The 26324-nt window shown below is 30.5% G+C and carries 26 protein-coding genes; 23 read left to right on the forward strand and 3 right to left on the reverse strand.

Annotation, left to right across the window (positions count from 1 at the left end; translation table 11 throughout):
* Position 1: 1 nt before the first annotated feature.
* From coaBC to LL038_RS03750, 12 genes are all read left to right on the forward strand, one after another.
* Entirely contained in the window at positions 2 to 1192 is a 1191-nt protein-coding gene (gene coaBC / locus LL038_RS03695) for a bifunctional phosphopantothenoylcysteine decarboxylase/phosphopantothenate--cysteine ligase CoaBC (RefSeq protein ID WP_216119986.1), read from the forward strand.
* Positions 1193 to 1240: 48 nt separating this feature from the next.
* The gene (gene priA / locus LL038_RS03700; RefSeq protein ID WP_216119985.1) at positions 1241 to 3442 is read left to right on the forward strand and encodes a primosomal protein N'; all 2202 of its coding nucleotides are present in this window, start codon (positions 1241 to 1243) and stop codon (positions 3440 to 3442) included.
* A 40-nt stretch (positions 3443 to 3482) separates the two neighbouring features.
* Positions 3483 to 3932: a peptide deformylase gene (def, locus tag LL038_RS03705; RefSeq protein WP_216119984.1), complete on the forward strand. Its 450-nt coding sequence runs from the start codon at positions 3483 to 3485 to the stop codon at positions 3930 to 3932.
* A gap of 1 nt (position 3933) precedes the next feature.
* A complete protein-coding gene (gene fmt, locus LL038_RS03710; protein WP_216119983.1) occupies positions 3934 to 4863 on the forward strand; it encodes a methionyl-tRNA formyltransferase in 930 nt (309 codons plus the stop codon).
* Positions 4864 to 4893: 30 nt separating this feature from the next.
* Positions 4894 to 6222 (forward strand): 16S rRNA (cytosine(967)-C(5))-methyltransferase RsmB, encoded by a 1329-nt coding sequence (rsmB, locus tag LL038_RS03715; protein ID WP_216119982.1) that lies wholly within the window; start codon positions 4894 to 4896, stop codon positions 6220 to 6222.
* A 12-nt stretch (positions 6223 to 6234) separates the two neighbouring features.
* Positions 6235 to 7272, forward strand: a complete 1038-nt coding sequence (rlmN, locus tag LL038_RS03720; protein WP_216119981.1) for a 23S rRNA (adenine(2503)-C(2))-methyltransferase RlmN — start codon at positions 6235 to 6237, stop codon at positions 7270 to 7272.
* A 12-nt stretch (positions 7273 to 7284) separates the two neighbouring features.
* Positions 7285 to 8031 (forward strand): Stp1/IreP family PP2C-type Ser/Thr phosphatase, encoded by a 747-nt coding sequence (locus LL038_RS03725; RefSeq protein WP_216119980.1) that lies wholly within the window; start codon positions 7285 to 7287, stop codon positions 8029 to 8031.
* Positions 8006 to 9958, forward strand: a complete 1953-nt coding sequence (gene pknB, locus LL038_RS03730) for a Stk1 family PASTA domain-containing Ser/Thr kinase (protein ID WP_216119979.1) — start codon at positions 8006 to 8008, stop codon at positions 9956 to 9958. The genes LL038_RS03725 and pknB overlap by 26 nt, the downstream gene beginning before the upstream one ends.
* Before the next feature lie 37 nt (positions 9959 to 9995).
* The gene (gene rsgA / locus LL038_RS03735) at positions 9996 to 10865 is read left to right on the forward strand and encodes a ribosome small subunit-dependent GTPase A (protein WP_216119978.1); all 870 of its coding nucleotides are present in this window, start codon (positions 9996 to 9998) and stop codon (positions 10863 to 10865) included.
* Positions 10862 to 11512 carry a ribulose-phosphate 3-epimerase gene (gene rpe / locus LL038_RS03740; RefSeq protein WP_216119977.1) on the forward strand — a complete coding sequence of 217 codons (651 nt, stop codon included), beginning with the start codon at positions 10862 to 10864 and terminating at the stop codon, positions 11510 to 11512. The genes rsgA and rpe overlap by 4 nt, the downstream gene beginning before the upstream one ends.
* Before the next feature lie 41 nt (positions 11513 to 11553).
* Complete coding sequence (locus tag LL038_RS03745) at positions 11554 to 12189, forward strand: thiamine diphosphokinase (protein ID WP_216119976.1); 636 nt, start codon at positions 11554 to 11556, stop codon at positions 12187 to 12189.
* A gap of 123 nt (positions 12190 to 12312) precedes the next feature.
* Entirely contained in the window at positions 12313 to 12483 is a 171-nt protein-coding gene (locus LL038_RS03750; protein ID WP_216104672.1) for a hypothetical protein, read from the forward strand.
* A 213-nt stretch (positions 12484 to 12696) separates the two neighbouring features.
* Here the strand turns inward: LL038_RS03750 and rpmB are convergent, their stop codons facing one another.
* Positions 12697 to 12888, reverse strand: a complete 192-nt coding sequence (gene rpmB / locus LL038_RS03755) for a 50S ribosomal protein L28 (RefSeq protein ID WP_071613258.1) — start codon at positions 12886 to 12888, stop codon at positions 12697 to 12699.
* Positions 12889 to 13083: 195 nt separating this feature from the next.
* Here rpmB and LL038_RS03760 point away from each other — a divergent pair, with 195 nt between their 5' ends.
* From LL038_RS03760 to LL038_RS03785, 6 genes are all read left to right on the forward strand, one after another.
* Positions 13084 to 13434 carry an Asp23/Gls24 family envelope stress response protein gene (locus LL038_RS03760; protein ID WP_216104670.1) on the forward strand — a complete coding sequence of 117 codons (351 nt, stop codon included), beginning with the start codon at positions 13084 to 13086 and terminating at the stop codon, positions 13432 to 13434.
* A 13-nt stretch (positions 13435 to 13447) separates the two neighbouring features.
* Positions 13448 to 15106, forward strand: coding sequence for a DAK2 domain-containing protein (locus LL038_RS03765; RefSeq protein ID WP_216119975.1), 1659 nt, complete (start codon positions 13448 to 13450; stop codon positions 15104 to 15106).
* A gap of 90 nt (positions 15107 to 15196) precedes the next feature.
* Positions 15197 to 17233, forward strand: a complete 2037-nt coding sequence (gene recG, locus LL038_RS03770) for an ATP-dependent DNA helicase RecG (RefSeq protein WP_216119974.1) — start codon at positions 15197 to 15199, stop codon at positions 17231 to 17233.
* Positions 17234 to 17309: 76 nt separating this feature from the next.
* Positions 17310 to 17873, forward strand: a complete 564-nt coding sequence (rsmD, locus tag LL038_RS03775) for a 16S rRNA (guanine(966)-N(2))-methyltransferase RsmD (RefSeq protein ID WP_152752592.1) — start codon at positions 17310 to 17312, stop codon at positions 17871 to 17873.
* An 80-nt stretch (positions 17874 to 17953) separates the two neighbouring features.
* On the forward strand, positions 17954 to 18436 hold the full coding sequence (gene coaD / locus LL038_RS03780; RefSeq protein WP_216119973.1) for a pantetheine-phosphate adenylyltransferase: 483 nt from the start codon (positions 17954 to 17956) through the stop codon (positions 18434 to 18436).
* 9 nt (positions 18437 to 18445) lie between these two features.
* The gene (locus LL038_RS03785; protein ID WP_216119972.1) at positions 18446 to 18970 is read left to right on the forward strand and encodes an ATPase; all 525 of its coding nucleotides are present in this window, start codon (positions 18446 to 18448) and stop codon (positions 18968 to 18970) included.
* Here LL038_RS03785 and ylbJ read toward each other — a convergent pair.
* Entirely contained in the window at positions 18953 to 20131 is a 1179-nt protein-coding gene (ylbJ, locus tag LL038_RS03790) for a sporulation integral membrane protein YlbJ (protein ID WP_216119971.1), read from the reverse strand. The two genes, LL038_RS03785 and ylbJ, sit on opposite strands and share 18 nt — an antisense overlap.
* Before the next feature lie 158 nt (positions 20132 to 20289).
* Complete coding sequence (locus tag LL038_RS03795; protein WP_216119970.1) at positions 20290 to 21513, reverse strand: nucleotidyltransferase; 1224 nt, start codon at positions 21511 to 21513, stop codon at positions 20290 to 20292.
* Positions 21514 to 21995: 482 nt separating this feature from the next.
* Between LL038_RS03795 and pta the strand changes: the two genes are divergently transcribed.
* From pta to plsX, 5 genes are all read left to right on the forward strand, one after another.
* Complete coding sequence (gene pta, locus LL038_RS03800) at positions 21996 to 22997, forward strand: phosphate acetyltransferase (protein WP_216119969.1); 1002 nt, start codon at positions 21996 to 21998, stop codon at positions 22995 to 22997.
* Between the two features lie 29 nt (positions 22998 to 23026).
* Positions 23027 to 24220: an acetate/propionate family kinase gene (locus LL038_RS03805; protein ID WP_216119968.1), complete on the forward strand. Its 1194-nt coding sequence runs from the start codon at positions 23027 to 23029 to the stop codon at positions 24218 to 24220.
* Between the two features lie 204 nt (positions 24221 to 24424).
* Positions 24425 to 24925, forward strand: coding sequence for a YceD family protein (locus LL038_RS03810; RefSeq protein ID WP_216120069.1), 501 nt, complete (start codon positions 24425 to 24427; stop codon positions 24923 to 24925).
* 12 nt (positions 24926 to 24937) lie between these two features.
* Positions 24938 to 25123 (forward strand): 50S ribosomal protein L32, encoded by a 186-nt coding sequence (gene rpmF, locus LL038_RS03815; protein WP_071613246.1) that lies wholly within the window; start codon positions 24938 to 24940, stop codon positions 25121 to 25123.
* A 183-nt stretch (positions 25124 to 25306) separates the two neighbouring features.
* Positions 25307 to 26314, forward strand: coding sequence for a phosphate acyltransferase PlsX (plsX, locus tag LL038_RS03820; RefSeq protein WP_216119967.1), 1008 nt, complete (start codon positions 25307 to 25309; stop codon positions 26312 to 26314).
* Positions 26315 to 26324 lie beyond the last annotated feature (10 nt).

A 26324-nucleotide genomic window follows, 5' to 3' on the forward strand; every position in this document is an offset into this window, starting at 1 on the left:
TATGGAAAATACAAAGACGGTAGTTGTTGGTGTTACAGGTGGAATAGCTGTATATAAGGCTCTAGACGTTATTAGTAGATTAAAAAAAGAAAATGTTGATGTGCATGTTATAATGACAAAATCTGCTATAGAGTTTGTAAATCCAATAAGCTTTCAATCACTCAGTCAGAACATGGTTATACATGATATGTTTGAGGAACCTAAAGCATGGGAGATACAACATATATCTCTTGCTAAAAAAGCAGATCTATTTGTTGTAGTTCCAGCAACTGCTAATATAATTGGTAAAATTGCAAATGGAATTGCAGATGATATGATTACTACTACTATTATGGCAACTAAGGCACCAGTGATTTTTGCTCCGGCAATGAATGTTAATATGTATAATAACCCAATTCTACAAAGTAATATTCAAAAACTAAAGGGTTTTGGTTATGAGTTTATTGCTCCGGTATCAGGAAGGCTTGCTTGTGGTGACATAGGAGAAGGAAAACTTGCACAAACTGAAGATATTTTTGAAGTGATTATGAGTAAATTATATCCTATAAAGGATATGATAGGTACTAAGGTTTTAGTTACAGCCGGACCTACAATTGCACCTATTGATCCTGTAAGATTTATAACTAATAGGTCAACAGGGAAAATGGGTTATTCAATTGCGAGAGAAGCAAGAGACAGAGGGGCAGATGTAACTTTAATATCGGGACCATGTAATGAAAAAGCACCTTTTGGTGTAAGTATAATTAAGATAAATACTAATGATGAGATGAGAACTGCTGTAATAAGCAAATATGAAGATAGTGACATAGTCATAAAAGCAGCAGCTGTATCTGACTATAAACCTAAGGTATACTCTAGCTTTAAAATCAAGAAAAGTGAAGATATTTTAAACTTAGAGTTTGTACGAGATAACGACATTTTGAAAGAGCTTGGATTACATAAAAAGAAGCAAATTTTAGTAGGTTTTGCAGCGGAAAGTAATGATTTACTTAAAAATGCAAAAGAAAAACTACTTAAGAAAAATTTAGATTATATAATTGCTAATGATATAACAAAAACAGACAGTGGGTTTGGAACTGAAGAGAATAAAGTGATTATTTTAAGCAAAGATAACGATCCAATAGCATTAGATATAATGTCTAAGAAACAAGTTGCTAGGGAATTGTTTAATTTAATAAATAAAAAGCGCTAATGCGCTTTTTTATATTATAGAAAATTATAAAATTAAAAGGGTGATTAAGTGTATCAGTATGCTGGAGTTGTAGTGAATAACGATTCAGTTCAAGTGGATAAAATTTTTACATATAAAATACCTACTAGTTTATTAGGCGTTTTACAGTTAGGATTTAGAGTTAAAGTGCCATTTGGTAAAGGAAACAGAACATTAGATGCTTTTGTACTAGAACTTTATGAGCAATGTGAGAATGTGAGTTATATTAAGGAAATAACTAATATATGTGATGAAATGCCTCTTCTTAAAATAACCGATATTGAACTTGTAAAAATCATGAAAAAAAAGTATCTTTGCACCTATCTAGAGTGTATAAAAGTTATTATTCCCAGGGGAATAACAAAGGGAATAAAAAAGAAAACCTCACTATTATTAACTATAGGTAAGCAAATAGAGGGCAAATTTTTAAATGAACCCTATAAAAACATTTATGACTTAATAGAATTAAATAAAATGAAATATAATAAAAATGAATTTAGTAAAAATTTTAAATTATCATTATCGTCAATTAATACAATGATTAAACATGGGTTCTTAATTTCACAAGAGGTTACAATTAATAGGTATAATCAAAAACATTATGCTAAGTACGAAGAAAAAATACTGAATGAAAAGCAGCGCCAATCAGTGGATTTTATAATGAATTCTAAGAAAAATAAATTCTTAATTCATGGAGTTACCGGTAGTGGAAAAACTGAAATATATATGAAATTGGTTAGTTATATGTTAAAGGAAAATAAGCAATCTATAATACTTATACCAGAAATATCGTTAACACCTCAAATGGTTGAAAGGTTTAAAGGTCGGTTTGGTCCTGAAATCGCAGTTTTTCATAGTAGATTGTCAGATGGCGAGCGTTTTGATGAATGGATGAGAGTAAAACTTGGAAATGCCCAAATTGCCATTGGAGCAAGGTCAGCTATATTTTTACCTTTTGAAAACTTAGGATTAATTGTTATAGATGAGGAGCACGAGGCTAGTTATAAATCAGATAGTGATCCGAAATTTGATGCTCGTGAAATAGCATATATGAAATGTGAACTTGAAGATTGTAAACTAATACTAGGATCAGCTACACCATCAGTCGAGAGCTATTATAAGTCTACCATAAATGAGCTTTCATTAATTACTATTAATGAGAGAGCAGATGGTGCAGCAATGCCAAAAGTAGAAATTGTAGACATGCGGGAAGAACTTATGAACAACAATCGCTCAATATTTAGCAAGTCACTACATGACGGCATTACGCAGTGTTTAAGTAAAAATGAACAGGTAATTTTATTTCTAAATAGAAGAGGATTTTCAACATTTGTATCCTGTAGAAAATGTGGGTATGTTTTTAAGTGTAAAAAATGTGATATTTCATTAACATATCATAACGCAGGTGAATACTTAACATGTCACTACTGTGGTGAGAAGGAAAAGATCAGTAAAGTTTGCCCTAGTTGTGGAAGTAGTTATGTGAAATATTTTGGTGTTGGAACAGAAAAAATTGAACAAGAAATTAATAGAATTTTTCCAAGTGCAAGAACATTAAGAATGGACTTTGATACAACACGGAAAAAAAATTCTTATGAATATATATATAATACCTTTAAAAATAAAGGAGCAGATATTCTAATTGGAACTCAAATGGTTGCTAAAGGCTTAGATTTTAAAGATGTTACATTAGTCGGAGTAATAGCTGCTGATTTATCACTTAACTTACCAGATTATAGGGCGTTTGAGCGGACATTTCAGCTGCTTACTCAAGTCTCAGGAAGATCGGGTAGGGGGAGTAAGGAAGGTAAGGTTGTTATTCAAACGTATAGTGCAGAGGAGTTAACAATTCAATATGCAGCAAGTAATGATTATGATAGTTTTTATAAAAATGAAATTATGATGAGAGAAGCTATGAATTATCCGCCTTTTGCAAGTATTTTAGTTATAACTATGAGTTCTGAGGATGAAAATATGTTAATAAAAAATATACAAAATGTTGGCGAAAATTTAAAATATAAGATCAAAGATAACAGTGAAATTACACTGCTGGGACCATGTACTTGTGGGGTTTCTAAAATTAAAAATTTCTACAGATGGCAAATTATTATTAAAGGTGATATTAACGAAACAATTGCTCTAGAAATAAAGAATTCTGTTTATGAATTAGTAAAAAATGTTTATAGCAGTATAAGAGTTAGTATAGATATTAATCCAAGCAATATGATCTAGAAGCGAAAAGATTATAATTTAGTTAGAAGGAGGTTAACACATGGCTACAAGAACAATTAGAATATATGGCGATGAGTTATTAAGGAAAAAAAGTAGAGTCGTAGGTGAAATTAATCAAAGAATTTTATTATTAATCAAAGATATGAAAGAGACTATGTATATTTCTAATGGGATAGGACTTGCGGCGCCTCAGGTTGGCATTCTAAAAAGAATAGTTGTTATTGATATTGGGGATGGTCCTATAGCATTAATAAATCCAGAGATCGTTGAGATGGAAGGTTCACAAATCGCAAGCGAGGGTTGTTTAAGCATACCAGGAACACAAGAGAATGTTGATAGGCCCCAAAAGGTAAAAGTATCCGCATTAAATGAGTTGGGGGAGAAGATAGTAATTGAGGGAGAAGGACTTCTTGCAAGGGCGCTCTGCCATGAAATTGATCATTTGGATGGTATATTGTTTATAGACAAAGCAATAGAGGGTGAGGAATAATATGAAGATAATTTTTATGGGTACACCGGAATTCTCAGTGCCATCTCTGCAATCACTTATAAATGAATTCGAAGTTTCCGCTGTTTTTACTCAGCCTGATAGACCAAAAGGAAGAGGAAAAAAATTAGCTATGTCGCCGGTTAAGCAGTTAGCAAGTTCATGTAATATACCAGTATACCAACCTTTAAAAATTAAAAATAATGATGAAATGATAGATACAATTAAGAATTTAAAACCAGATTTTATTGTAGTAGTAGCATTTGGACAAATACTTCCAAAGGAAGTATTAGATATTCCTAAATATGGATGCATAAATTTGCATGCGTCTTTATTGCCAAAATATAGGGGGGCAGCTCCTATAAACTGGTGTATAATTAATGGTGAGAGTACTTCTGGTAACACAACAATGCTTATGGATGTTGGTCTTGATACCGGTGATATTCTTTTAACAAATGAAGTTGAAATTACTACTGATATTACAGCGGGGGAACTTACAGAGGTTCTTAGTAGTAGTGGTGCGCAGTTATTAGTTGAAACAATAAATGCAGTAATAAATAATAAAATTAAACCTATTAAACAAGAAGATAGTGTTAGTACATATGCGTCTAAGCTAGATAAGAAAATGGCAAGTATTGATTGGGAATGTAGTAATACTGATATTCATAATTTTATAAGAGGTTTAAATCCATCGCCAACTGCGTATACTCATTATGATGATAATGTAATGAAAATATATAAGTCAAAAATAATAAAAGAGTTATCAAGTAAGCAAGTTGGATGTATTATAGATGTTTCAAAAGAGGGGATAAAGGTATCAACTGGCAGTGGGGTTTTACTTATTGAGGAGATTCAATTCCCAGGTAAAAAGCCTTTAAAGGTAAAGGATTATATAATAGGTAATAAAATAGATTTAGGCACGATACTTAAATAATTAAATCACATGGGAAATTGAGGTAAGAGTATGAGTAATAGTAGATTAGTAGCAGTTACAGTTATAGAAAAAGTATTAAATGACAATGCTTATTCGAATATTGTTTTAGGATTAGAACTTAATAAATCAGAGCTAAGCGATAAAGATAAAGCTCTAGTTACAGAAATAGTTTATGGAACGTTAAAATACAAATATACTATAGATAAAATATTGCAACACTTCGTTAAAAATGGTTTTGATAAGTTAGAAAGTTTTGTTTTAAATATATTAAGAATATCAATTTATCAAATTAGGTATTTAGATAAAGTTCCGAGTTTTGCAACTGTAAATGAGGCTGTAAATTTAACTAAGAAAAAGAGTAACATAGGAGCATCAAAGCTTGTTAATGGTGTACTTAGGAGTTACCTTAGGGAAACAGATGCAAAGTATTACAATGAAGAAAATGATATTGAAAGATTATGTTTTGAGTATTCATTTACTAAAGCGTTGGTTAAACTCTTTATAAAGCAATATGGACCTCAAAAGGCTGAAGAAATTCTTAAGGGATTAAATTATAAGCCTGATGTTACGGTTAGAGTTAATACTTTAAAATTAGCTTATAAAGAAATATGGGAAAAACTTATAGAAAATGGCTATAATATAGAAGAAGGTTATGCATCATCTGAAGCAATCCGAATTATTAAAGGAAAAAACATAGAGAATAACGTTTTATTTAACGAAGGTAATATAACGGTTCAAGATGAGAGCGCAATGCTTACAGCACCTTCTATGGATTTAAAACTAAATATGAAAGTTTTAGACCTTTGTAGTGCACCAGGCGGAAAAACAACACATATAGCAGAGCTTATGAAAAACACAGGTAAGGTTCTGGCGTTTGACGTGCATAAAAACAAATTGTCTTTAATAGAAGAAAATATAAAGCGAATAGGAATTACCAATACAACTTGTGAAGTTCAAGATGCTACTGTCTTTAACAAGGATTTATTTGAATATGCGGATAGAGTACTTATAGACGTACCATGTTCAGGGCTAGGAATCATCAGAAAAAAACCTGAAATAAAGTGGAGCAAAAATATAAAAGATATAAATAATATAATAGACATACAAAGAGGTATAATGGATAATGCTTCAAAATACGTAAAAAAAGGCGGAGTACTTGTATATTCAACATGTACCCTAAACAAAGATGAAAATGAAGGTAACATTGATTGGTTTATAGAGTCGCACTGCGAATTTAAGATAGAACCTATATTTTTTGGTGAATTTGATAACATAAAATATAGTGACAAAGGTTATGTTACTATATTTCCAAATGAATACATGGATGGCTTTTTTATAACCAAACTTATAAAATCATAGTGGGTGTGTAAAATGATAAATATATTAGATATGGATTTAGAGGAACTAAAACAGTGGATGAAAAGCAATGGGGAAAGTAAATTTAGGGCTAAGCAAGTATTTGACTGGATTTATAAAGATATTTGGGAATTTGAAAATATGAATAATATACCACAGAGTGTAAGAGAGAAGTTGCAAACTAATTTTTATATAGGAATACCTAGGCTTATAGAAGAATATACATCAAAACATAATGATACAAGAAAATACCTTTTTGAACTGGGTGATGGTAATTTAATTGAATGTGTTGTTATGAAATATAAACATGGAAATTCTATATGTATATCTACTCAAGTAGGGTGCAGAATGGGATGCAAATTTTGCGCATCTACTATAGGTGGAATGATTAGGAATATAACCCCTGGAGAAATGCTTGCCCAAATATTAAAATCACAGCAGCTTATTAGTGAACGAATTTCTAATGTTGTATTAATGGGAAGTGGGGAACCATTTGATAATTTTGACAATGTAATGAAATTTCTTGAAATTGTGAATTCAGAGAATGGACTAAATATTGGACAAAGGCATATAACTATATCTACATGTGGTATAGTTCCAAAAATCAAAGAGTTTGCGGATTTTAATATGCAAACAACACTTGCTATTTCGCTTCATGCACCTAGTGATGAAATCAGAGTGAAGAGTATGCCAATTGCAAATAAGTATTCTATTGCAGAAATTATTGATGTTTCTAAGTATTATATAGATAAAACTAATAGGCGAATAACATTTGAATATGCTCTTGTTAAGGGGCTTAATGATAGTAAGCAAGATGCAGAGGAACTAAGCGCTTTGTTAAAAGATATGTTATGCCATGTTAATTTAATCCCGGTTAATGAGATTAAAGAAAATGAACTAAAGAGATCTTCAAATGATGATGTGGCTGAGTTTAAGAGGGTCCTTGAGGCTAATAATATTCAGACAACGATAAGACGAGAAATGGGGCTAGATATTAATGCTGCATGTGGACAGCTTAGAAGAAGTCATATTAAAAGTGAAGAACTTAAATGAGGGGGTTTAACAATGCTTGGGGTTTTATCAGATGTTGGGAATGTTAGAAAAATAAATGAAGACTCTGTAGGTTATTTAGAAAGTAGTGAGTACGATATTTATATTGTTGCAGATGGCATGGGAGGACATAATGCTGGAGAAGTAGCAAGTGATATAGCTATTAAGGTTATAATGGAATATATAAAGAACAATCATAAGGGTGCAGAACTTAAAAAAGTGCTTTCAGACGGTATAAAAAGTGCAAACAAGGAAATTTATGATATGGCGAGTCAAAACGATTCTCTAAAAGGTATGGGCACAACTATAACAATTTGTATTAGAAAACAGAATGAAATGGTTGTTGCAAATGTAGGGGACAGTAGTTGTTATATTATAGATAGTAAAAGAGAATTAGTAAAAGTTACTAGAGACCATTCTCTAGTGCAACAGCTGTTAGATAATGGAACTATAACTGAAGAAAAGGCAAGAAATCATCCAAATAAAAATATTATTACAAGGGCACTTGGAACAAATGAGGTAGTAGAAGTTGATTTGTTTGACCTTGATTTGACAAGTGTTATCAAATGTATTTTATGTACTGATGGTCTTACTAATGATGTGACTTATTCTGAAATGTATGATATTATTGTTGGAAATGATAATGACACTAGTTGCAAAATGTTAGTTGACCTGAGCAAATTTAATGGTGGACGCGATAATATATCGGTTATCATATTTGAAGGAGAGTGCAGAGATGATAGGAACCCTATTAGGGAATAGATATGAACTCCTTGAAAAAGTTGGAGAGGGTGGAATGGCAATAGTTTATAAAGCTAAGTGCCATTTACTTAATCGTTTTGTTGCTGTAAAAATACTAAAAGAAGAATTCTCAAATAATATAGATTTCATGGAAAAATTTAGAAAAGAGGCATTGTCTGTAGCTAGCCTTTCATCAAATAATATAGTTAATATTTACGATGTTGGAAGTGAAAGGGATATTAACTATATAGTAATGGAATATATAAAAGGAAAAACCCTAAAAGAAATTATAGTTGAAAATGGCAGTATGAATACTGAGTTAGTATTAGACTATGGTATGCAAATAGCAAAAGCACTTGAGTGCGCTCATAAGAATAATATTATACATAGGGATATAAAACCTCATAATATTTTAGTAACTGAAGATGGAACAGTTAAGGTTACAGATTTTGGTATAGCAAAAGCGGCTAGTTCCGTTACTATAACTAACACCAGCACTGTAATGGGGTCAGCACATTATTTTTCGCCAGAACAAGCTAAAGCAAGCTTTGTAGACTGCAGAACAGACATTTATTCCTTTGGAATAGTGCTTTATGAGATGGTTACAGGTAGAGTGCCTTATGATGCGGAAAGTCCAGTATCGGTAGCCTTAAAACATATACGAGAAAAAGTTGTTCCGCCTAAGGAAATAAATAATAAGGTTCCAGAAAACTTGAATAAATTAATACTAAAAGCTATAGAGAAGGAACCTATAAAGAGGTATCAAACTGCTAAAGAAATGTATTTGGATCTTCAGAGAATACAAAATAATAGTGCATATACTATTGCTAGTAATAGCATGGATAATGAGTACACAAGAGTTATGGCACCTGTAAATATGGCTGACTATGAAAAAGAAGAAGACGTGGTTGAAAGTCCAGAGCCAATAGTCAAGAATGAAAATAAAAATAAGAATGAAAATAAAAACAAAAAAAAGACAATAATTACTACTTTAATAATTTTATTAGTTGTTATATGTAGTGCGGTAGGATTCGTATATATAAAATCTGTTATTAACAAGAATGCAGCAGTTGAAGCTAAGATTTTAGTCCCTAAAATAATAGGACTTGATAAGGCCGCTGCAGAAAAATTAGTAATAGCAAAGGGTCTAAATTTTGTAGTTAATAAAGAAGTAACTAGTGACGAACCAAAAGGTGCCGTTACAGCATGTTTTCCTGATGAGGGAACAGAAGTAAAAGAAAATTCAGAAGTAAGAGTTTACGTGAGCAAAGGACCAGAGGGCTTTAAGATGATTTCGGTTAAAGGAATGGATAGACCTTCAGCAAAAGCTAGTATAGAAGAAAAAGGGTTAGAACTTAGTAATGTTATAGAAGAGCCTAGTGATACCGTTGCTAGTGGTATTGTAATAAGTCAAAATCCTGATGAAGGTAGCTTAGTTCAAAAGGCTGATAAAGTAGATTTAGTAATAAGTACGGGACCAAAAGTTAAGGTTACACAGGTTCCAAGTTTAGTTGGGAAAACGCTAGATCAAGCATCGACATTATTGCAAAATAGTAATTTGACATTAGGCGATAAAAAACAAATACCAACTAATGATCAATCACAGGATGGCAAAATTTCAAGTCAAAGTATTGAACCAAATACTACTGTTTCGCAGGGTAGCTCTGTATGGGTTGGCATTTATACGTATAAAGCACCTGAAAAACAGCAAGTTGATGTTCCGGAATTTAAGGGAAGAACTGTTAAAGACGCAAGAGATTTAGCTTCTAAAAACAATGTAAATATATCGGTATCTGGTAATGATGAAGATATAATTCAAACGCAAGATAAGGATGCAGGAACTAAGGTAAGTGCTGGAGATACTATAACTTTAACATCTAAGGCAACGACTCAGGACCCAACTAAAATGGATCCAGCGACAAATAAAAATCCCAAAACTGGTCAGTAAAACAAATATTAAATTAAAGGTAAATGGTGGAGGATATATGCAGGGAGTAATCACAAAAGGTATAGGTGGTTTATATTTTGTAAAAGTTAAAGATAGGGTAATAGAATGTAAGGCAAGAGGAAAGTTCAGGTACACTGGACTTTCTCCTGTTATTGGTGATAAAGTAGAAATAATGCTAGAGACAGATGATACAAAGGGTGTAATTGAAAAGATTTTTACAAGGGAAACAGAGATGATACGCCCAGTAGTTGCTAATGTTACTCAGGCATTTGTAGTTTTTGCATTTAAGAAACCCGATTTAAATATGGAACTTCTAAATAAATTTTTAGTGCTTTGCGAGCATTATAGACTAAAAATAGTTCTTTGCTTAAACAAGTTGGATTTAATTGAAAAAGTTGATGAAGACCTTATAAAAGAATTGGAAAGTGTTGGATGTGATATAGTATTTTTAAAAGCAAAAGAGGGAGAGGGCCTTGGCGAGCTAAGGGCGAAGATAAAAAATAATATATCTGTTTTTTGTGGACCGTCTGGAGTCGGAAAGTCAACTATACTTAATAGCATACTTGGAAGAGAAGCTATGAAAACTGGAGACATAAGTAAAAAATCGCAAAAAGGTAAGCACACCACACGTCATAGTGAACTTATTGAGTATGAGGAAGGATTTTTATTAGATACTCCAGGGTTTTCATCATTAAGTTTAGATTTTATAGAGAAAGAACAATTACAGCATTGTTTTCCTGAATTTGAAAAATATAGATACGAATGTAGGTTTTCTAATTGTATGCATTACAAGGAACCTAATTGTGGAGTTAAGGAAGCTGTAGAGGTTAATGAAGTTTACAGAGATAGATATAAATTTTATATAAAAACTTTAGAGGAAATTATTGCTAGGGGGAATAGAAAATGATAAAAATAGCACCATCAATACTGTCAGCAGATTTTTCAAGGCTAGGAGAACATATTAAGCAATTAGATGAATGTGGTGCTGATATGATTCATATTGATGTAATGGATGGTATGTTTGTACCTAACATTTCTTTTGGTACTCCAATTATTAAGAGTATTAGAAAACTAACAAGGATACCATTTGATGTACATCTTATGATAGAAGAACCATCTAGATATGTAGAAGAATTTGTACATTCGGGTGCTGATATCATAACTGTTCATTATGAAACCGATAGGCATATTGATAGAACTATTAACTATATAAAAAGTCTTGGGGTTAAAGTAGGAGTTGCATTAAACCCTGCCACTCCTGTATCTTTAATAAAGCATTTGATAAGTAATGTTGATATGGTGCTTATTATGACAGTGAACCCGGGATTCGGAGGACAGAAATTTATTGAATACTGCTCGGATAAAGTTAAAGAAGTTAGAGAACTTTCAAATATTTACAATAAAGATATTATGATTCAAGTGGACGGCGGAATTGACGAATCTAATATTCATGGTGTTGTGAGTAGTGGTGCTAATGTCATTGTAGCTGGATCGGCTGTATTTAAAAATGATGATATTGAAAAAAATATAAAAAAATTAAGAGCTGGAATTTAATAGTTTTTATATGATTAACAGCTTCGAAGGTGATGATTGACATGAAAGTTATAATAATATCTGGAGGGGCACCTCCCTCAAAGAAATTACTCATAAAGGAAATGACAAAGGACATATTTTTAATTGCAGCTGACAGTGGTGCTAATTGTTTATATCACTATAATATTAAACCAGATTTACTTGTAGGAGATTTTGATAGCATAGATAAAGAAATATTGGGTTATTATAAAAAAAACAAATGTATCATAGATATTTATCCGACAGAAAAGGATTTTACTGATACTGAAATTGCAGTTAGGAAGGCTATAGGTATGAAGCCGAGTGAAATAGTGCTTTTAGGATGCACAGGCAGTAGAATTGATCACCTGCTTGGTAATATTGGGATGCTTAAGATTTGCTTAGAAAACAAGGTTAATGCAAGCATTAAGGATGATAATAATATTATTACGTTAGTTAATGATTCAACACTATTAAATGGCATCGTAGGTAAGATATTTTCAGTACAATCTTATGGTGATGAAATAATCGGATTAACGATTGAAGGAGCGAAGTATCCTTTATATAATTACAATTTAAAGATTGGGGAAAGTATAAGTATTTCAAATGAGTTTGCATGTCCTCAAGTTAAACTGAAATTTAAAACTGGAACGCTGATGATAATACTATCAAAAGATTAATATTTATATAAAAAACTATTTTTTTATTGATTACTTCAATAAAAAAATAGTTTTTTATTTTGTAAACATTATTAAAAGTAAATCATATAATACTATTGGAATACTTTGAGAGGGGAATAACTTATGAAAAGGTGGTTTAGGTGTTTACAAAGACAACTTGGAGTAATCATAACATGTTTAGGAATAGGAATTATAACAGTAGTAATAGTTCCATTTTGGTGGTGGATAATCGTTGTGGGAGGAGGAATTGTTTATTTTGGTTTTAGTATAATGAATCATAACGATCATTGTTAGTGATACTGAGTTTTTAAAAGATTATAATTAAATATTTTTATATATTATGTTTGGGAGGTAAGGAAATGAGAATTGTGGCTATTAAATTACCGAGATTTATGTCCCGAATAATCAAATTTTTTTTAAAAAAATAACATAGAAGAGTAAAAATGCAAGTTTATAGTTGTATTTAAATAAAAAATGCAGCTAAAAAGCTGCATTTTCATTTTTTAATTATATAGCACGTTGTACTTTACCTGAACGAAGACATCTAGTACATACATGTATAGACTTAGGCGTTCCGCTAACTATAGCTTTAACTTTTTGAATGTTTGGAGCCCATTTTCTTTTTGATTCACGGTGTGAGTGACTATATTGGCTACCTGAAACAACACCTTTATCGCATATTTCGCATTTTCTTGACAATGAAAACACCTCCTTAAGACTATGAAGAAAAAATTCTTCTCAATTGAAACACGCATTATTGTAACATAGATACTACTACTCTTGCAAGTTAAAAATTCTATAATTACTAATGATAATAATTATAGAATTATTTTGTTGAATAAATTAGTGATATAATATAATATAATCTATATAGCTTTATAAGGAGGAATTACAATGATAGGTAACATTACAAACGAGAATGGTATTATATATTATTCAGAGGAAGCGTTAGCTAATATAGTTGGCATTTCTACAACGGAGTGTTATGGAGTTGTGGGCATGGCTCTTAAAAATGCCAAGGATGGATTTTGGCAATTAATTAAAAGTGATGGTTTAAATAAAGGAGTTAAAATTAATTCTAAAGAAAACAAACTATTTATCGAATTATATATAATTGTTGAATATGGAACAAAAATTTCAATAATAGCAAATAATATAATTCAAAAAATAAGATATAACGTTGAAAATTATACAGGATTAAAAGTTGCGGAAATAACTGTAAACGTACAAGGTGTAAGGGTTTAAGGGGGCAAAAGAAGTGGAATACTTAAAGATTAATGGACATCATTTCCGAAATATGGTAATTAACGCATCAAATAGGTTGGAAGATGAGAAAGAATATGTGAATTCGTTAAATGTATTTCCAGTTCCAGATGGAGATACAGGTACTAATATGTCAATGACATTTAAAGCAGCAGTGCAAGAAATTGAAAGCATACAAACTGAATCTATTGCTGAGATAGCTAAAATACTAGCTAGAGGCGCGCTTATGGGCGCAAGAGGTAATTCGGGAGTAATATTATCACAAATATTTAGAGGCATTGCAAAGGGCCTAGAAGGCATAACAGAAGCTACATCTGAAGAATTTGCTAAAAGTATTTTGGAAGGATCAAAGTTTGCATATAAAGCTGTTATGAGGCCTACTGAAGGAACTATCTTAACTATTATTAAAACCGCGGGTGAAAGTGCAGTTAATAGTGAGACTTCAGATATTGTAGAACTTATGAATGAGGTTTGCAAGCATAGTGAAATAATGCTAAACAAAACTCCAGATATGCTTGCAGCATTAAAAGAAGCAAAAGTAGTAGATGCAGGTGGTATGGGTCTTCTTATATTGTTTAAAGGGATGAAGGAAGCTATAAGCAATAACATCGAGGCTGTAATTTATAATACAAACAAAAAAAGTACTAAAAAAGAAGCTATTGTATCTTCGGCTGTAGAAGTTCCTATAGAAATAAAGTTTGGGTATTGTACTGAATTATTAATTATAGCGAAAGATGTTGATACCAATAAATTAAAAGAGTATTTAGAAAAAATTGGAGACTCGATGGTCGTAGTTTTACAAGATGAGTTTTTGAAAATTCACATACATACAAATGATCCAGGGCTTGTGCTTTCAAAAGCAGTAACACTAGGGGAACTGTCTAAGGTTAAAATTGAAAATATGAGAGAGCAACATAGAAACTTATTAGGCATAACTGATGAGAAATTAGAAAAATTTTTAGAAAAAGATATAACAAAATCAGATTTAATAGAAAATAAAAAATATGGGTTTATATCTGTTGCGCTTGGAGAAGGAATAAAAAATATTTTTGAGGATTTAGGTGTGGATGTTGTAATAGAAGGCGGACAAACTATGAATCCGAGTATACAGGATATAATAGATAGCATAAGTAAAATTAATGCTGAAAATATATTCGTATTACCTAACAATAAAAATATACTTATGGCAGCGATTCAAGCGGCTGAATTGTCAGATAAAAATATAGTGGTCATTCCATCTAAAACTATCCCACAGGGAATAACTGCTGTAACAATGTTTAATCCAGATGTTAGTGTAGAGGAAAATGAAAAAAAATTGAAAGAAGTTATAAAAAATGTTGCGACTGCTTCTGTAACATATGCAGTTAAAGACACTGAATCTGATGGAAAAATAATAAAACAAGGAAATATTTTAGGATTAGTTGAACAAAAAATTTGTGAGGTTGGAACCGATATGTATAAAGTTTGCGCTGATATTATTGGAAGCATGGTAAATGATAATAGCGAACTTATTACAATTTTTTATGGAGAAGATTGTGTTTTAACCGAAGTAGAAAAGCTTATTTCTAAGTTAGAGCATAAATACCCAAATTTAGACATTCAACAATATAATGGAAAACAACCCTTGTATTATTTTATTGCTTCAGTTGAATAAAAGCCCTCGGGCTTTTTTTCATGTGTCTTAAACCGCAAGAAATGAAAGGAACAGAATTATTAATAAAATATTATTTTCGAGGTGGTATTTATGGATACTTATAGCGATATAAAATATATAAAAGGTGTTGGCCCTAAAATGGCAGATAGTTTGAATAAGTGTGGGATTTTTAATGTGTTAGATTTGTTATTATATTTTCCGCGAGATTATGAGAATGTATCAGTTCATAAAAACATCTTAGAATGTGAAAAAACTGAGAAAGTAATTATTGAGTGCACTGTTTTAAGTATATTAGGAGACATTAGGCTAAAAAATAACAAAACTCTTTCTACCATAATTTTCTGTCAAGGAGATAATGAATTTAAAGGTAAGTGGTTTAATCAAACTTATGCAAAAAATAGTTTCAAAATCTCTAGCAAGTACCTTATCACAGGTAAAGTGGATAAATTTAAGGAAGAAATCACAATTATTAATCCTAAAATAGTAAAAAATACATCAATGGATGAAAATGAAATTATTGCTACATATCCTCTTAAAAATAATATTACAAATAATTTCTTTAATAAGATTATTTCTGATGTACTCTGTAATATTGCAATAACAGAGAATTTGCCAAAAGGTATAATAGAAAAATATTCTTTTTGCTCTTTAAATGATGCAATTCGGAGTATTCATAGTCCTAAAAGCTTAGAATTCCTTAATGAAGCCAAAAGAAGACTTAAATTTCAAGAGCTTTTTACATATTCATTAAAAATATTAATGTTAAAAGAGTTTATAAAATCTCATAATAATGGTATTCAATTTAAGATGGCAAAGGAACTTACAACTTTAAAGGCGATGCTTCCTTATAATCTTACAAGGGCACAAAGCAAAGTTGTAAGAGAAATTTTAATAGATCAAAAGAAGGATATTGCTATGAATCGCTTGCTACAGGGGGATGTTGGAAGTGGTAAAACTATAGTTGCTATTATTACTATGTTTAATGTTGTAAAAAATGGTTATCAAACAGCTATGATGGCACCAACTGAGATTTTAGCAAAGCAACATTATGAAGAAATCAAAAATATACTAAAGGATTTTTCATTAAATATACAAATATTAAGTGGAAGTACAACTGCTAAAAACAAACAATTAATTAAACAAGATTTAAAAGATGGAACTATTGATATTATAGTTGGGACTCATGCACTTATTGAGGATAATGTGGAATTTGAAAATTTAGGCATGATTGTTACTGATGAGCAACATCGTTTTGGAGTATCGCAAAGAAATAAATTTTCTAATAAGGAAAAAAATATAGATATTCTTGTAATGACAGCTACTCCTATTCCCAGAACGCTATCTTTATATTTATATGGTGATTTAGATGTATCTATTATCGATGAATTGCCACCAGGTAGGCAGAAAATTGATACATCTTATGAGAATATGGATAATAGTTCTAAAGTGTATGAATTTGCTTTAGAACAAATTAATAAGGGAAGGCAAGTCTATATAGTTTGTCCACTTGTTGAGGAAAATGAAGAAATGAAGTTAAGCTCTGTTGAGATGCTTTATGAAAAATTAAAAAGAGAGCAATTTAAATATATAGAATTAGGAATGGTATACGGCAAAATGCCTAGCAAACTTAAAAATGAAATTATGGATAAATTTAAAGCAGGGGAAATTAAGGCTTTGGTTTCAACTACAGTAATTGAAGTTGGTGTAAATGTACCAAACGCTACGGTTATGATAATTGAAAATGCAGAAAGATTTGGACTTGCACAGCTTCATCAACTTAGAGGAAGAGTAGGAAGAGGTGAACATAAATCCTATTGCATACTATTAGCAAATATCAAAAACAATATAGTAAGAAGAAGACTTGGAATACTTATAAAAAGTAATGATGGCTTTTTTATTGCAGAAGAAGATTTAAAAATTAGGGGTGCAGGAGAATTATTTGGCATAAGACAGCATGGCGAATCAGGTTTAATTTTATCAGATGTAATTGAAGATATCAGTATTTTAAAACTCGCAAATAGTGAAGCGAAGAGGTTGATACAAAGTGATAATGCATGCGATGTTATGGTGAAAAATGAGATATTACAAAAAATTGAGCAAACTTCTAGCTATATTTGCTTTAATTAGATAAAAATATCTTTGTATAAAATACATATGTATGTTAAAATATTATCGAAACTTGCTTAGATGGAGGAATAAACATATGAGAATTATATCGGGAAGTGCAAGAGGGAGAAAGTTATTGTCACCTGTTGGGATGGGAACGAGGCCAACATTAGATAGAATAAAAGAAGCTATATTTAATATAATTCAAAATAGAGTACGTGATGCTGTAGTTGTGGATATGTTCTCAGGTACAGGTAGCTTAGGACTCGAGGCAGCAAGTAGGGGAGCAGCTAAATGTTACCTTATTGATATGGGTGATACTACCTTTGAAATGTTACAAAGTAATGTAGATAATTTAAAGTTTAATGATATATGTAAATGCTTAAAAGGTGATACGTATAAATACATGGAGCAGTTTGCAAATGAAGGGATTGTGTTTGATTTGATTTTTATAGATCCACCATATGCAAAAGATATGATTCCACCTGCTATTGAAATAATTTCTAGCAATAGTCTTTTGAGTAAAGAGGGGCTTATAGTCTGCAAAATAGATTCATCTGAAGAAATATATGAAGGCAATGGTATTATTCATTTGTCTGATTCAAGAAAATATGGAAACACTACTGTATTGTTTTATAAATATAAGGAAACTAATAATTAATATTATTAGTTTCCTTTAGAAAATACAGGGGGATAATTAATAATTGTTATCTAACCCAGAGGAAAACATGGAGGAATAACATGAAAAAAGCAATTTGCCCTGGAAGTTTTGATCCAATAACAAATGGACATTTAGACATTATTGAGAGGGCGTCAAAAGTATTTAATGAATTGATTGTAGGAGTAGTGGTTAATCCTGCAAAAAAATGTTTGTTTTCGGTAGATGAGAGGGTAGCACAAATAAAAAACGTAGTGAAAAATTTGCCTAATGTACGTGTGGAGAAGTTTAGTGGTTTACTTGTTAACCTTATGAATAAAGAGGATGCTAGGGTTATTGTTAAAGGTCTTAGAAGTGTTTCTGATTTTGAATATGAGTTTCAAATGGCAGCAATGAATAATAAGCTTGATCCAAGTAAGGAGACGGTGTTTATGATGACAAAAACGGAGTACTGTTATATAAGTTCTACGTCAGTTAAACAAGTTGTAATGCTTGGAGGATCTATTAAAGGGTTAGTACCTGAGGAAATTATTCCAGAGATTATTAGGAAAATTAATTCTAAATAGGGGGGAAATATGGATGTTATAAAGCTTTTAGAATATCTTCAAGGAATTATTGAGAGTTCGTCTAAAATACCTGTTACAGGTAAAGCAGTTATAAATAAGAGAGAAATATTAGATATAGTTGACCAAATTATAAATCACTTGCCAGATGAATTTAAGAAGGCACAGTGGGTTTGCGATGAAAAAGAACGAATCTTAGTTGATGCAAGAAAACAAGCTAAGATTTTTGAGGAAGAGACAGTTGACAAAATAAGAAGAAGAGTTGAAAAACAAGACCTAGTTAAAGAGGCATTAAATCGATCTGAAGAAATTATAGCCTCAGCTCAGAGAGATGCTAAAATTATGAGACTCGGAGCTAAGGATTATGCAGATGAAATATTATCCCAATTGGATAAAGAAATCGAATTAAAAGGACAGAAAATGCTTCATGAAATTAAAGGTGATGTTCAAGACTTCTTAATACTTATGCAGGGAGAAGTTACAAATACTACAACATCAATAAGGGAAAATGTAAAAGAATTAAGAAGTATGAAATAATTTAATAATAGTTATAAGCAATGATGGTATAATTAAAATTATTAATATTAACAAGTATAAATTATAATTTTTATATAGATTCATATTATTAAAAGTAAGAATAGATGAAACATTTAAAAAAATATAATATAATATTATTGTTAGAATTGAAGAGATTATACCTTGAAAAAATTTTCTTATAATATATTTTTTTATTGATACAGTATATTTATATGTATAGCTATACACTTGGGAAATTATAGATAGACCACTAAAAGCAATTAAAAAACTCAAAACTGGAAGTTTTACATAAAGATTTGAATGGCTAGAGGATATTAAATAACATCCATTAGTCATTTCAAGCATTCCGAGAAGTATACCTTCTATAAAATTACCTGAGGCACCAATAATTAAAGATAATTTGTTTATGACAATGTTAAATAGGACATTGTCTTTAATTATGCCTGTTATTACTGTGAATATTACAATAAAACCACCTATATTTAGCGCGTTTTTCATAGCATCTTCAATACTGTTTTTTAATATAATACCGATGTTTAAATTGTTTGACTCAGCCTTAGAAAAATTACTACTTCTATACTTAATTCTAAAAGCATAATTTTTCGAGGGAATAATTAATCCCATAAAAATACATGAAAGAATATTAGATAACAATAGTATATAACCAATTTTAGGACTAAACATCATAGATGTTCCTACGGATCCTAAAATAAAAAGTGGGCTTGCATTAGAAGCGATATTTAATAATCTTTCACAGGAATTTAAATCAATTATGTTTTTTTCGTATAAATCGCAAGTATAACGTGCACCAAGTGGATATCCACATAGCACACTAACTAAAAGTGCAAAGTTACATTCTTTTGGTAGTTTTAATGGTCTGCATATTAAATTTCCTAGTAATTTAGAATAAATGTGAATACCGTCGTAACCTATTATGATATTTATTACAACTAAAAATGGGAAAAGAGATGGAAAAATTGCATTAAAAAATAATTTTGTACCAGAAATAGTGTATTGGATACAAATATTCGGTGCTAATATTATTTGAACAATAATAAGGGAACAAATCAATGTCACAGATAAATTTATTTTTAAAGTTTTAAATAACTTAAATAACAAAAATAATATAGAGATTAATAATATAACTAATAATAATTTCAATTTTAAGCCCCTCCTTAAAGTACTACTATATTAAATATATTTGAATTTAATAAACTTATGTATTAGAAATACTAATTTTAAATATAAAAAATGCGACTATCGTAATTCGATAGTCGCATTTTTTATTATTGTTTTATTATTTTATTATAAATGTTTTATTATTTTATTATAATTGGGGATATTAAATAGTCGCTACTGGGATCTATGCTTTTATTTAAGATGCTATAAGCCCTTGTAGATTGAATGTCAAGCCTTAACGTTTCATTGGATTTTTTAGAAATCTTAGTATAAAGTGGAATGCTACTGTTTGATTTTATAGATTTTAAAATTGACTTTCCTTTTGAGTTAAATCCTAAAACTCGAGCATAAGGGCAAGGATCTGATCTTAATCTCGTAGTATCAAAATTATCAAAGCCTATAAAAAATTGGCATAATATTCTGCTTATTCGGCTATAGGTGTAACGTTTGCTTTTTATATCTTCAAGCGCACTAGAGTACGTCAAATTATTTTGTAAGGATTTAATAATTCTATTATCAAGCCCCTCAGATACATCTGGTAAATTTATTAAAGAGTTTTTTGATGTAGCCGATTTATATTTAATGTACGGGAACATAGAATCTTCAAATATGAACTTGTTATCTTTTGAGTATAGATCTTTAATTTCAGTTAACACCGATGGTGGTACACAATCTTTTAAATTTGTTGAAATACCATTTTCTTTTACAAATTTTCTTATAGCAGTTGCGCTTGAAAATTCATTATTTATGGAATTACTGTTGTAAGATGCACCTTTTCTTTTTAAGGTATAAGGTGTGATTGAACTATTGAGCTTTATTAAGCTTTTACAATACTCGATCCCCAGTATATTATTAGAAGAATTTAAGAAATTACCTAATAATAAGTTTGATATGAGCATGTTTGAATTTTTCAAATAGTCATAAAGCGCATTAGCTCTTGCTAAGGGGTATGTAATACCTTTGGATAGATATATTTTTAACATTAATTTGAATTCAATAGGTTCTTTAAGTAGTATATTTGAGATATTATATATATCATTAATGTCACCATGTTCACTACCAAAGCAAATGTTATCTACTATTCCTAAGCTGTTTAAGAGACTGACAGCTCCCTGTGCAAAAAATTCTGCTGAAGACACACTGTAGATAGTTGGTAATTCTATTACTAAATCTATTCCGTTGTTTAAAGCCATTTTAGTTTTTGTCCATTTGTCAATACTCGATGGAATTCCACGTTGAGTAAAATTACCACTCATAACACCAATTAAGGCATCGCAATTTGTAAGTTCCTTGGTTTTATTAATATGATATATATGACCATTATGCAGTGGATTATATTCAACGATTATACCTGAAACATTCATTAAATCACCTCTTGGAAGCTCATATAAATTATAAGCTAATAATTTATATATAATAAAAGTGTAAGAATCTAATATCTCTTTTAAATATATATTGAATCTAAAATTAAAGAATTCTTAACCTGTCTTATACATTATATATTATATAATGAATTATTAAAAGTAGATATATTTTAGTATAAAAAGAGACAAAAGTCACACAATAAAAATAAATTATTATACGCATGATTAAAAAATAAATTACGTTGATTTTGAGTTTTGTACAAATTAATATTGTATGATTTACAGAAATATATGAAGATTAAGATAACAAATAGTTTATAAAATCATTAGTATAATTTTGGCTTAGGGTAAAGGTTATTTTGTTGGATACTTATGAAATATAGATAAATTATGTTAATAATTTATCTATATTGAAATGTACAGATTAAATAGTGTATATTATAAATGGATACAAGTTGATAGTGATTGAGAGGAGAAAAATAATGACATTTATAGAAAAAATGCACAAAATGGCACAAGCAGACAAAAAAAGAATAGTACTCCCAGAAGGCGAGGAAGAAAGAACTATAAAAGCTAGTGAAATTCTTAAAAATAATTCATTAGCCGAAGTAATATTAATAGGTGATGCAAGCATAATACAAAATAAAGCCGCTGAACTTTCAGTAAATATTAGCGGTATAGAAATTGTAGATCCAAAAAATTCTGAAAAAACTGAGGTTTATGCAAAGGAATTCTATGAGTTAAGAAAAAATAAAGGAATGACTATAGAAAAAGCGGCTGAGACTATGAAGGATTGTGTGTATTTTGGAACTATGATGCTTAAGATGGGAGAAGCTGATGGAATGGTTTCAGGAGCAGTGCATTATACAGGAGATTTACTTAGACCTGGAATGCAAATCGTTAAAACTGCACCAGGAATTAAGGTTATTTCAAGCTTTTTTATAATGGAATTGCCTCATGATGAATATGGAGAAGACGGACTGCTTTTATTTGCAGATTCTGCTGTTAACATAAACCCTACGGCAGAAGAATTAGCAGCTATCGCTATTAGCACTGCAGATAATGCAAAATTATTATGTGGTTTTGAACCTAAAGTTGCGATGCTTTCTTTTTCAACTATGGGCAGTGCAAAACATGAAAAAGTTGATAAAGTTGTGAAGGCTACTGAAATAGCAAAGAATGCTAGACCCGATTTACAAATTGATGGAGAACTTCAGCTAGATGCAGCTATTGTTGCTAGCGTAGCAAAACAAAAAGCACCAAATAGTACTGTGGCTGGAAAGGCAAATGTTTTAATATTTCCAGATATACAATCTGGAAATATTGGATATAAATTAGTGCAAAGATTTGCGAGGGCAAAAGCTATTGGACCAGTTTGTCAAGGATTTGCGAAGCCTATAAATGATTTATCTAGAGGATGCAGTGTGGATGATATAGTTAATGTTGTTGCAGTAACAGCAGTTCAAGCTCAAATTCAAAAATAGTTATGATGTAATGAGGGGAGAAGATGTTAATGAAAATATTAGTTATAAACTGTGGAAGTTCATCGCTTAAGTATCAATTAATTGATATGGAAAATGAACAATGTGTAGCACTAGGATTAGTTGAGAGAATAGCTACAAAGAAATCAATATTAACTCAAAAAGTTGATGGAAAGAAATACATTATTGAAGAGCCAATGGAAAATCATACAGATGCTATTAGAGTGGTACTTGGTGCGCTTGTAGATCAAGAACATGGTGTTATTAAAGATTTATCTGAAATAGGTGCAGTGGGACATAGAGTAGTTCATGGTGGAGAAAAGTATGCAAATTCAGTTATGCTTGATGATGAAATAATGAAAGGTTTAGAAGAGTGTACAAAACTTGCACCTCTTCATAATCCAGCTAATATAATTGGAATTAGTGCTTGCAAAGTATTGATGCCAAATACGAAAATGGTGGCGGTATTTGATACTGCATTTCATCAAACAATTCCAGAGGTCGCATATATGTACCCACTTCCATATTGGCTTTATACTGATCATGGTGTTAGGAAATATGGATTTCATGGAACGTCTCACAAATATGTTTCAGATAAAGCTGCGCAAATGATGGGTAAGGATATAAAAAAATTAAAATTAATAACTTGTCATTTAGGAAATGGAGCAAGCATTTGTGCGATTCAAAACGGTAAGTCTGTAGAGACGAGTATGGGATTTACTCCACTTGAAGGAATGGCTATGGGCACTAGATGTGGAAGTATAGACCCAGCTATATTAATATATATGATGAAAGAATTGAAATTAACAGTTGATGAAGTAGATAACTTAATGAACAAAGAGTCAGGTCTTTTAGGTGTATCAGGAGTGAGTAGTGACTTTAGAGATGTAAATTCAGCTGCAACGAATGATGGAAATCAAAGAGCTCAACTCGCAATTGATATATTTTGTTATAAAGCTAAGAAATTTATAGGTGCTTATGCAGCAGTAATGGGCGGAGTAGATGCAATTATATTTACTGCCGGACTTGGCGAAAATTCTTCTAAAATAAGAGAGGGAGTATGCGCTGGACTAGAATTTCTGGGAGCAGTTTTAGATAAGTCAAAAAATAATATTTCAGGAATTGAAGCAGAAGTAAACACAGATGATTCAAAAACTAAAATATTAGTTATACCAACTAATGAAGAACTAGTAATTGCAAGAGACACTATGGCTCTTATAAAATAAAATTACTAAATTCTATGATAAATAATTCTTGACTTTTTATTGTATTGTTTATATAATAGACTGTGTTTGAAGTAAGTAAAAAACAATTTAGTTAGGAGGGACGCAGAAGCTTTGCTCGAGCTGTATAATTTTTTTATACAAGATATAGAGATTTTCTTTATATGAGAAAAATTAATTGATATTTAGTTTTTCAGAGTGGATAGTATGGTAATAGACGTTTCAGAATTATTTAGTAATAAAAGAGCAAGAAAAGAAATTGATTTAGATTTAGAAAAAGCTAAGTTTTGCTATGATAATGAATTTATACAATTTTCTAAACCAGTTAAAATGCATTTGACTTTAAAATCTAATGATGATGATATAGATTTAACTGGAAGTATTGATACAGAACTATTACTTGCTTGTTCTAGGTGTCTTGAGACCTTTTCTTATTTAATACATATTGAATTAAATGAAAGATTGTCGAAAACTCTAAAGAGTGAAGATGAGGATATTATTTTTATTGAAGATGATAGATTAGATTTAAATGAGATTGTGGAAAATAATATCATTTCTATTCTGCCTATAAAAAGACTTTGTAATAAAGATTGTAAAGGCTTATGCCATCAGTGTGGAATTAATTTAAATCATAATACATGTAATTGTGTTATTGATGATATTGATCCAAGGTTGGCAAAATTAAAAAATTTGTTTTCAACTGATTAAGGAGGTGTTACAATGGGAAATCCTGCTAGAAAATTTTCTAAAGGTAGAAGAGATTCTCGAAGAGCGCAAACATTTAAACTTGGTTTACCAGGAATAGTTGAATGTCCTCAATGCCACGATATGAAGCTTGCTCACAGAGTATGTAAAAACTGTGGATATTACAAAAATAGAGAAGTTGTTTCAATGGAACAAAAATAAAAAGGAAAGTCGAAAGACTTTCTTTTTTGTTTTTAAATACAAATATAATTATATTTTGTATTTAAGCATTGTTAAGACTATAGATATTTAAATAATATGGTATATAATATAAGTAAACAAATAAATAACCAAATAAATAAATAGATATTTATTTATTTGGAAGATTCAAAGTGAGGGATTAAAATGGTAGTTGTTGTAGATGGAATGGGAGGAGATTTCTCTCCAAATGCTGTGGTTGAAGGTTGTATTGCAGCTATAAAAGAATACAATATAGATATATTAATAACTGGCAGTGAAGATTTAATAAGAGAAGAGTTAAAAAAGCATACCTATGATACTACTAAAATAAAAATTATTAATACTACAGAAGTTATTGATGTAAATGATCATCCTGTAATGGCTGTTAAGCGTAAAAAGGATTCTAGTTTAGTAAAGGCATTAAATCTTGTGAAAAATGGAGATGCAGATGCCGTTATTTCAGCGGGAAGTACAGGAGCATTTCTGGCTGGGTGTACGCTTATAGTGGGAAGAATAAAGGGAATAGATAGACCAGCACTCGCACCGGTATTGCCAGGTAAAAAAATGCCTTTTATGATTATTGATTGTGGAGCAAATGCAGAGTGTAAACCCAATTATTTATTGCAATTTGGAATTATGGGGAAAATATATTTTGAAAATATTTTAAATATAGTTAATCCATCTGTAGGGCTTGTAAATATAGGGACTGAAGAAGAAAAGGGTAATGAACTTTCTAAAGCAACGTTTAAATTATTGAAGGAAGCGAACTTGAATTTTGTAGGCAATGTGGAAGCTAGAGAAATTCCAACTGGAGATGTTAATGTTTTAGTATGTGATGGGTTCACTGGAAATGTAATTTTAAAATTATATGAAGGTACTGTTGCTACTATATTTGATTTATTAAAAACAAGTATAATGGCATCTGTTAGAACTAAGATTGGTGGTATGTTGTTAAAGCCAGTCTTTAAAAAGTTTAAAAAAGACTTTGATTATAAAGAATATGGTGGAGCTGCGTTTCTTGGAGTAAATGGTATTTGTATAAAAGCACATGGAAGTTCAGATGCCAAAGCTTTTAAAAATGCAATTAAACAGGCAACAATATTTTATGATAATAATGTTGTTGATAAATTAAAATTAGAAATTGAAAAGCTATCAGATAAGGAAAAAGCATAAATTGGGATAC

It is taken from the genome of Clostridium estertheticum (genome assembly GCF_026650985.1).
Taxonomy (GTDB): Bacteria; Bacillota; Clostridia; order Clostridiales; family Clostridiaceae; genus Clostridium_AD; species Clostridium_AD estertheticum_C.